This is a genomic window from Bartonella sp. AP11XZML, assembly GCF_042196445.1.
GTDB lineage: Bacteria > Pseudomonadota > Alphaproteobacteria > Rhizobiales > Rhizobiaceae > Bartonella.
In genome coordinates, this window is sequence record NZ_JBHIQF010000028.1 from 1 (window position 1) to 8,106 (window position 8,106).

At 44.1% G+C, this 8,106-nt stretch carries 9 protein-coding genes; all 9 read left to right on the forward strand.

Annotation, left to right across the window (positions count from 1 at the left end; all coding sequences use genetic code 11):
* Positions 1-474, forward strand: a 474-nt coding sequence (locus ACFIMG_RS02500) for a phage tail protein (protein WP_375678329.1), incomplete at its 5' end; no start/stop codon positions are given.
* Between the two features lie 7 nt (positions 475-481).
* Entirely contained in the window at positions 482-1,615 is a 1,134-nt protein-coding gene (locus ACFIMG_RS02505; protein ID WP_375678330.1) for a phage tail protein, read from the forward strand.
* A 9-nt stretch (positions 1,616-1,624) separates the two neighbouring features.
* Complete coding sequence (locus ACFIMG_RS02510) at positions 1,625-1,858, forward strand: hypothetical protein (RefSeq protein ID WP_375678331.1); 234 nt, start codon at positions 1,625-1,627, stop codon at positions 1,856-1,858.
* A gap of 17 nt (positions 1,859-1,875) precedes the next feature.
* Complete coding sequence (locus ACFIMG_RS02515; protein WP_375679989.1) at positions 1,876-5,907, forward strand: hypothetical protein; 4,032 nt, start codon at positions 1,876-1,878, stop codon at positions 5,905-5,907.
* 10 nt (positions 5,908-5,917) lie between these two features.
* Positions 5,918-6,247, forward strand: a complete 330-nt coding sequence (locus ACFIMG_RS02520) for a hypothetical protein (protein ID WP_375613937.1) — start codon at positions 5,918-5,920, stop codon at positions 6,245-6,247.
* Between the two features lie 63 nt (positions 6,248-6,310).
* On the forward strand, positions 6,311-6,973 hold the full coding sequence (locus tag ACFIMG_RS02525; RefSeq protein ID WP_375678334.1) for a lysozyme: 663 nt from the start codon (positions 6,311-6,313) through the stop codon (positions 6,971-6,973).
* On the forward strand, positions 6,970-7,197 hold the full coding sequence (locus ACFIMG_RS02530; protein ID WP_375630758.1) for a hypothetical protein: 228 nt from the start codon (positions 6,970-6,972) through the stop codon (positions 7,195-7,197). The genes ACFIMG_RS02525 and ACFIMG_RS02530 overlap by 4 nt, the downstream gene beginning before the upstream one ends.
* A gap of 116 nt (positions 7,198-7,313) precedes the next feature.
* Positions 7,314-7,544, forward strand: coding sequence for a hypothetical protein (locus ACFIMG_RS02535; RefSeq protein ID WP_375679157.1), 231 nt, complete (start codon positions 7,314-7,316; stop codon positions 7,542-7,544).
* Between the two features lie 147 nt (positions 7,545-7,691).
* A complete protein-coding gene (locus tag ACFIMG_RS02540) occupies positions 7,692-8,060 on the forward strand; it encodes a helix-turn-helix domain-containing protein (protein WP_375679158.1) in 369 nt (122 codons plus the stop codon).
* Positions 8,061-8,106 lie beyond the last annotated feature (46 nt).

An 8,106-nucleotide genomic window follows, 5' to 3' on the forward strand; every position in this document is an offset into this window, starting at 1 on the left:
GATGGGAAGGCTTATTTGCGTAGTGATTATCCTGCTCTTTATGAAGCGATAGGGATCAGGTGGGGAGGCGCTGATAGTTGGACGAAGTTTAATGTTCCCGATTTGCGTGGTGTTTTTTTACGAGGTGTTGATGATGAGCGCGAGATAGACCGCTTTCGTTATCTTGGCACTTTACAAAATGACGCAATGAGAAAGCATGATCATAGTGGTCAATCCTTTACGATTTTGAATGATGAAAATCAGGAAGAGAGTTGGCATGGTGATATGACGATCATCTGGGGATATGTGTTGAATGACCAGCAAAGATTGAAGCTTGCTGAACGTTTGGGCGTGAGAGCAGAGGATATACGCGTGCACCATAAGCTCGCCTTTCCCCATTCCCACCTTCATATGCGTGATGTTGTTTGGGCTCGTTCAGGTATAAGTGAGACGCGCCCGATTAATATGAGTGTTGTGTTTGGAATCAAGACGTGAGGTTTAGATGTCCACGATTTATGATTGGTCTTTAACGGCATCTGAGAATGGTGGTGCTGATGCTTTAATTAATTGGTCAGAGGGACAGCACCCTAACACGGTTAATAATAGCGCTCGTTTTATGATGCAACGGGTAAGTGAGTATTTATCGGATACGGGGGGTGTTCTTGAAGGGATTGTGACGGTTGATAATAACCAAAAGACGAGCGTGATAAGGCTTCTAAGCCAATCGGCATTTTTAGAGTATAAGAATGGCATATCGGTTTGTTTTAAAGCGAAGGGCAAGAATGTTGGGGCGACAACAATTGCTTTAAATAATTTAGCCGGTAAGCCCGTTTATAAGGCGACAGAAACCGGTTTATTAGCCTTATCGGGAGGAGAGATACAAGATGGCTGTCTTTATACGCTTGTGTATGATGAAGAGCTTACGGGTTGGCAAGTTCTCAACCCGACAAGGGGCAAAGTTTCTTCCTTAAAACGTTTACCTTCCGGTCTGATAGGACCGTTTGCAATGGAGCGCTTGCCGGATGGTTGGTTGCCATGTGATGGAAGTGCTTATTCACGGTATGTTTATTGGGATTTATTTTCTGCGATAGGAACGACGTGGGGAGAAGGAGATGGCGCCACGACGTTTAATGTTCCCGATTTTCGGGGGCTATTTTTACGGGGACTTGATAATGAACGCAATTTAGACCCTTGGCGTTCTTTTGCAAGTATACAATCCTGTTCTTTAAAAGCGCACGAACATTTTATAGGTCCAGCGTCATCAGAAGGTCTTTCTTCTCGAAAGAAACGGAATGTTTCTTCTACTGAAGCGCCCGTGACAAGGCGCAAGAGATCTGTAGACGAAGAGTGTGTAGGTTTGAGTGGGGATGCTTTGGACAAGTGTAATCAAGAATTTGACCAAATAGCAGGAAGTCCACAGGTAGAGACTCCCTTTTGGTTTACAGAAAAAGACAAGCCGCCGCGTTTACCTTGGTTTATCAGGAGCCCCTTTGCTAATTTTTTATATTATTCAATGCCTATAACAGAAGGTCTGAATGACAGAGAGCATCATGAACATCATCTCATGGCAGAGAGGGTTGGTGGTGTTGAAACGCGCCCCGTTAATGTGAGTGTAATTTATGGGATCAAGACATGAGGAGTTGAAATGTCATTAAAACCGTTTGCGATATCAGAGATTAGCGACCCGTCTCAAGTACGGGTCGTTTTGTATTCTGGGGGAGGTTTTGTGCATGCGCCGCTTACTGGCGTTTTTGATTTACTGAAAGCCGCTTTGAAAACGGAGCTTGATGGATCTGTGAAAGATTTAGAGAAGCGCTTAGAGGCATTAAGAGAAGAGCTTGAAGATTTGAAAGAGTGTTCATTGGATGAAGCCCTCTGAATGAAGGAATAAAGCAGATGAAAATACCTGATCATAGTCATGAGTATCTGATACCAATAGCCACGAAAGAGGAAATCAGAGAAGGAACTTCGCAAGATAGCGTTGTTGTTCCGAAGCTTTTAGGGACGGCATCTTTGTATTCGTATGAAACCTTTGCGCCGTTAGAGCAGGTTGTTAATGCAAGACAAGAAGCAGAAAAAGCCATGTCGCGTGCGAATGGTGCGCAACAGGTTGCAGAAGAGGCGAAAAAAGTATCGGAAAGAGCGCTTACAGAAGTTACCAAAACGGGTGAAGCGGTTACAGCAGTAACAACAACGGCTAATCTTGCAAAAGATACAGCAGATACAGCCAAGGGATTAGCCGAAGAAGCCAAGAGTGCCTCTGATGCCGCCAAGCAAATGGCAGAAGAGGCGAAGGCAGGATTTGATAGAGCTACAGGGGAAATAAGTAGTACGAAAGGTTCATTGTCTACGGCATTGCAAAGTTTTGTAGAGGTCAAGCAGGCAAGTGAGAACGCCGTCCATGTCTCGACAGAAGCAAAGAGATTAGCCGATGAATCGAAATCCATTGCTGAACGTGCAGAACAAACAGCGAGAGATGCTTCCCAAACAGCAACAGAGACGACGCAAGTAGCCGCAACAGCGGTAGCAACGTGTCATGAAGTTAAGACAGTAGCGACACAAGCAAGTATGAAGGCAGATGGAGCCAAACAGACAGCCGCTGATGCGAAGGATATTGCCGAAGAAGCAAAAGGTTTATCGGAACGGGCGACATCTTCTGTTACAGAACTTACAAAAACAGCGTCTCAAGTACAAACGGCAGTAGAGAAGGCATTAACGGAGTCAAGAGAATCCAAACAGATAGCAGAGTCATCTAAGACACTCTCAGAAGAAGCCAAACAACTTGCAACAGAAGCCCAAAATTCCTCTACCAATGCGCTTACAGAAGCGAATGCAGCGAAGGATAAAGCATCTACAGCGCTTACCTTAGTCAATGATGTCAAGAATATTTCTGAAGAAGTGAAAGGTATTGCAGAAACGGCATTATCGACCGCTACCACAGCTAAACAGGCTGGTGATGAGATCGGGCAAAAAGCTTTAGAAGCGTTAACGAAGTCGAGTGAAGCTAAGAGCACAGCAGAGACGGCAGAAGAGAAAGCCGCAAGAGCCGAAAAGAAGGCGGATGATGCGACAGTTACAGCTTCTGAAGCCAAGACTATGGTGCAAGAAGCAAAACAGGCGTTAGAGACATCAACAGCGCAACAAGATGCTTCAGAAGCACTGTCTAAAGCCGCTGAAGCGAAGAAAGTAGCAGATCAGGCAGCAACGTTAGCCAATGAAAGTAAAACGACAGCTGTTGAGGCAAAAGGTTTAGTGGAGGAAGTAAAACAATCGGTAGCGACAGCGACAGAAACAGCAGAGAGCGTAGCTAAGGAAGCCAAAGTAGCATCAGAAAGCGCTGTTACAGTTGCGAATGCAGCGAAGAGCACAGCAGAAGAAGCCAAGAGTGCAGCGGATAGTGCAACAGAGAAAGTAGAGCAAGCTGTAAGAGAGGCTAGCGATGCGAAATCTAAAGCGGAAAGTTTAAAGACTGTTGCGACTGAAGCGAAATCCACGAGTGAACAAGCAAGTCAAACAGCCTCTAATGCTAAAAGTTTATCAGAAGAAGCAAAGGTTAAAGCAGAAAGTGTAGAGAGAGTTGCGAATGAAGCAAATCAAACAGCGACTTCTTCGAAGATCGTATCAGAAGAAGCAAAAGAAGAGGCAAGTAATGCCAAAGCGATAGCCTTAGAAGCGAAAAGTGCAGCAGATAGTGCAATAGCGAAAGCGGAGCAAGCCCAACAGAGCACAACAGAAGCCTCTAGAATAGCTTTGGAAGCGAAAGCGGTAGCAGAGTCTGCGGTGCGTTCAGGAGAGACGGCAGGGCAGGTGAGTGGGGAAGCGGTGAAGGGCATAGCACAAGAGGCGAAGCGTAAAGCGGAAGAAGCCGAGAAAATAGCACAAGAAGCCAAACAGACAGCAGGTTATGCCAAGCATGATGCGGAGCAAGCGCGTAGTGAGGTGGAAAATGCAAAAAGCACAGCGAATGCAGCGTGGAATAAAGCCCACAAAGCGAATGAAACAGCAGATAGTGCTAAGCTTACAGCAAGTTTAGCAGAAACGGCAGGCGAAGAAGCCAAGAAAATAGCGGAGAAAGCCAATAACTACGCGTATGAAGCAAAAGATGAAGCCGAAAAAGCCAAGGAAATAGCTAATAGTGCAAAATATGCAGCAGGAGAGGCGCAAAAGGCAGCTGAAACAGCGGGTAAAAAAGCCGCGTCTTTAGAAGCAGCCGCAGAAGAAGCACAAAAAATAGCACAAGAAGCCAAACAGACAGCAGGTTATGCCAAGCATGATGCGGAGCAAGCGCGTAGTGAGGTGGAAAAAGTAAAAAGCACAGCGAATGAAGCGTGGAGTAAAGCTTACGACGCGAATGAAGCAGCCAATAACGCTAAGACTATAGCAAGATTAGCAGAAATGGCAGGTGAAGAAGCCAAGAAAATAGCAGAGAAAGCCGATGACCGAGCGTATGAAGCCAAGAATGAAGTAGAAAAAGCCAAGGAAATAGCCAATAATGCAAAATATATAGCAGGAGAGGCGCAGAGGGCAGCCGAAACAGCGGGTAAGAAAGCCGCGTCTTTAGAAGAAGAAGCGGAAGAGGCACAAAAAATAGCCAAGGAAGCCAAGGAGTCTGCTGGTTATGCAAGACATGATGCGACGCAAGCGCGCAATCAGGCAGAAAATGCAGAGAAAATAGCCTCGTCTGCGAGGAGTAGGGTTATCGATATCAACCAAGTGGTTGAGAATTTTAAAGCTCCCGTAAGTTTAGCGCGGATGTACTCAGACGAAGCCAAGAAAAAAGCCGAGTCGGCAGATTCACAAGCCTATCAAGCCAAGAGCGAAGCTGAAAAAGCCAAGGAAGTAGCTGATAGAGCGAAAAGGACAGCAGAAGAAGCCAAAAAAACAGCCGATACGACGAAGCAAGAGCTTGGAGGGATCAAGAGTTCCCTAGCAACGGCAACAACAGCCCATACAGTAGCTTCACAGGCAAAAGCGCTAGCGGAAGAGGTAAACAATTCACTGAAACAGTCCAATTTAACGGTTCTTTCAATTTCCACACCGTTTCTTGTAGCGACAGGCAAAGCGCAATTAACCTTGAAAAAAGGAACACGCATAACTTTGGCATTAGGCAATGATACTTTGGTTGCAAGTTATACGGCAGATACAAGAATAAGCATGCCGTCTCTTTCTGCGGGCAAGGATTATTATCTTTATTTGGTACCGGAGGGAGATTCTCATAAAATTGTTGTATCAGAAAACTCTACGTATCCAAACGGTTACAGCGTCAATAATTCGCGCAAGATAGGAGGTGTTCATACGCTTTGTGCGGATGTTGGTACGATTTCTGGTCATCCATTGTCTGGTTATAGAGCAGGGGATATTTTACCCAATTCAGTTTGGTGTTTAAATCACCGTCCGCATAGTTCACCAGAAGGTATGGTTTATGACCCCTCTACAGATCTTTGGGTTGATATTTATCTTCAGTCAGGCACCGGTGAAAATACGCGCTCGGCATATGGTGTTCCGATCACAACAGGTCGTACCTATACAGATCATGTAACGGATATGATGCGTGTCAAGAAATCCTTACTGAGTGATGTGGAATTTGCTTCAACCATGTATGGAAGTAATGACAAAACAAGTATTAAAGGTAAGTCTCCCCCCTCTCCTAAGACTTCAGGAGGTCACGTTGATACAGCAAATCGTCGTATGATCTCGCATATCGGTTGTGAGGAAGGTTGCGGTTATGTTTGGCAGTTTTTAGCAGGAACGTTTCCTATGCAAATAACGAATAGGGGGCAGGCTAGGTTAGAAATGAGATGGTTATCAGGAGGAGGAGGGTGGAGTCATGGTGTAGATAGCGGATGTTTTGCACGCTCCACGGTATCTTCTTCTAGAGGTAATGAACAATTATGTGCGCGTGGTTGTAGCCATTCCCGTGATTTGTGAGGAGGGGTAGATGATAGATTATCCAGAACATTTAAATAGCAAGCAAGATTATCTGAACATGCTTTCTTTTGACAAAGTTGAAACGGTAAGAAGGCTAGAGATGCTTTTAGCAACACGTTTTTATTGGGTTTTTGTCAAAGAGCTTGGAGAGGGAGAAGAGGGGATTGAAGATGACACGCATAAGGTTTGTCTAACAACAACCATGCCGTTTGATTTAAATGGTGATTTTGTAGAAAAGCGTTGTCAGTATGAATTACAGGAAAGCGACTATGCGCCGCTCTTTCAACTTGGCTTTCGTGTTGAAGAAGTCGAGCAGCTGATCAAAGAGCATAGCCAATAGAGATCATAAGAAAACATTTTTATCCAGCTCCACTTTTGTGGGGCTTTTTTTATGGAGCGTCAGATGAGAAAGATATCGAAAGAAGGATTAGAGCTTATCAAACAATGGGAAGGTTTGCGTTTAGAGGCATATAGAGACACGGCATGTATCTGGACGATTGGTTATGGTCACACCAGCAATGCGGGTCACCCCCTTGTCAAAAAAGGCATGTGTATTAGCCAAAAGCAAGCAGAAGAAATCCTTTGTGAAGACTTAAAGCAATTTGAGCAGACGGTAGAGGAATCGGTGACGGTTTCGTTAACGGATTGCCAATTCGCGGCATTGGTCTCATTTTGCTATAATGTAGGAACAGCTGCTTTTCGCAAGTCAACCTTGTTGAAGAAGCTTAATCAAGGGGATTATGAAGCCGTACCCTTAGAATTACAGAAATGGAATAAGGTCGGTGGGAAGCCTCTTGCGGGTTTAGCCAACCGTCGAGCAGCAGAAGCGGGATTATGGGTAAAAGGGGCTTATGTTTCTTCGAATTATCAAAGGGTAGAAACGAAAACGGCAACCGGAATGCTTAAAATAGAAGCACTTGCCCCGATTATAGGGTCTTGTTCGGGGTTTGGTGGCTTGTTAGCAGGCAATGGTCCGGTGCAATGGGCTTTAGCAGGCATCATGGTTTTAGCGGCTGTAACGGGCATAGTGATTGTCGCCAAGCGGTTTGGGGAGCAACGCTTATGATTTTTTGGCTAAAGAAATATTCTCTGATGTTTACAGCGGCTTTAGCCGTTTTTTTTATGGCTTTAGCCAAGGCGTTTCAGCTTGGCAAGCAAAGCGAACGGCAAAAGCAAACAGAGAATGCTTTAAAGACAGCAACAACCCGTCTTGAGGTAGAAAATGAAGTTAATCAAAAAAGTGATGGTGGTGTGCGCTCTGAACTTTCTCGTTGGGTGCGCGGCAAATAGGTCTGTTTCTTGTGGTGGCTGGTTGCCCATTTATTTAGATAATAAGGATGTTGCGGTCATCAGTTCCAACCTTGCAAGAGATATTTTGAAGCATAACAAGCAGGGAGCCCATTTATGTGGTTGGAAAGATGGTCAAGAAACGAAGCAGCAAAGATAAAGATCTTACAGAAACAGAACAACAGCTCCTTCACGAGATGATAGAGACCTATCAAGGCTTAAAGATGATGTCACGCATCATGAAATTGATTGCCTTCATTCTCTTTATGTTTGTTATCGATTTTGCCCGCCTTATGGACGCACTCGATAATATCTTATCACACCTCAAAAGATGGATAACAAAAAGTTAGAACATCTTAGAATAGAGACCCTTTGGACCTCTGGTTTTGCTAAAAAACCACCCCGAAAAGAACTCTTGATTCGCAATAATTGAAGAAAATCATAAAAAGATTTGTTAGAATCAGAAGAAATATTTCTTCTCTAATAGGACTTTTTATATGGTTACATCTTTTGGTAAAATTTTACGGAAACTTCGCATTGATCACTCCGAACGCCTTTTAGATATGGCTAAGAAATTAGACATATCTGTATCATTTTTATCTTCTGTCGAGATTGGCAAAAAATCTGTTCCTGTAGGACTGGAGGAAAAAATCATAGAGCTTTATGGTTTAGATAAAGAGAAGGCTTTACTCTTAAGGAAAGCAGCTTATGCTTGTCGCAAAAGTTTTACAATCAAGACTTCTGATCCGTTGAGACGTGAAGCTGTTGGTGAGTTTGTTAGAAATTTAGAGAATTTTTCACGACAAAACTTAGCAGAATTAAAAGACTTTCTTGAGAAAGTTTGCAAAAAAAGAGGCGTCCTATAGAGATAGGTTGAAAAATCCTATTCCCTAACTTTTATTTACGCGTCCC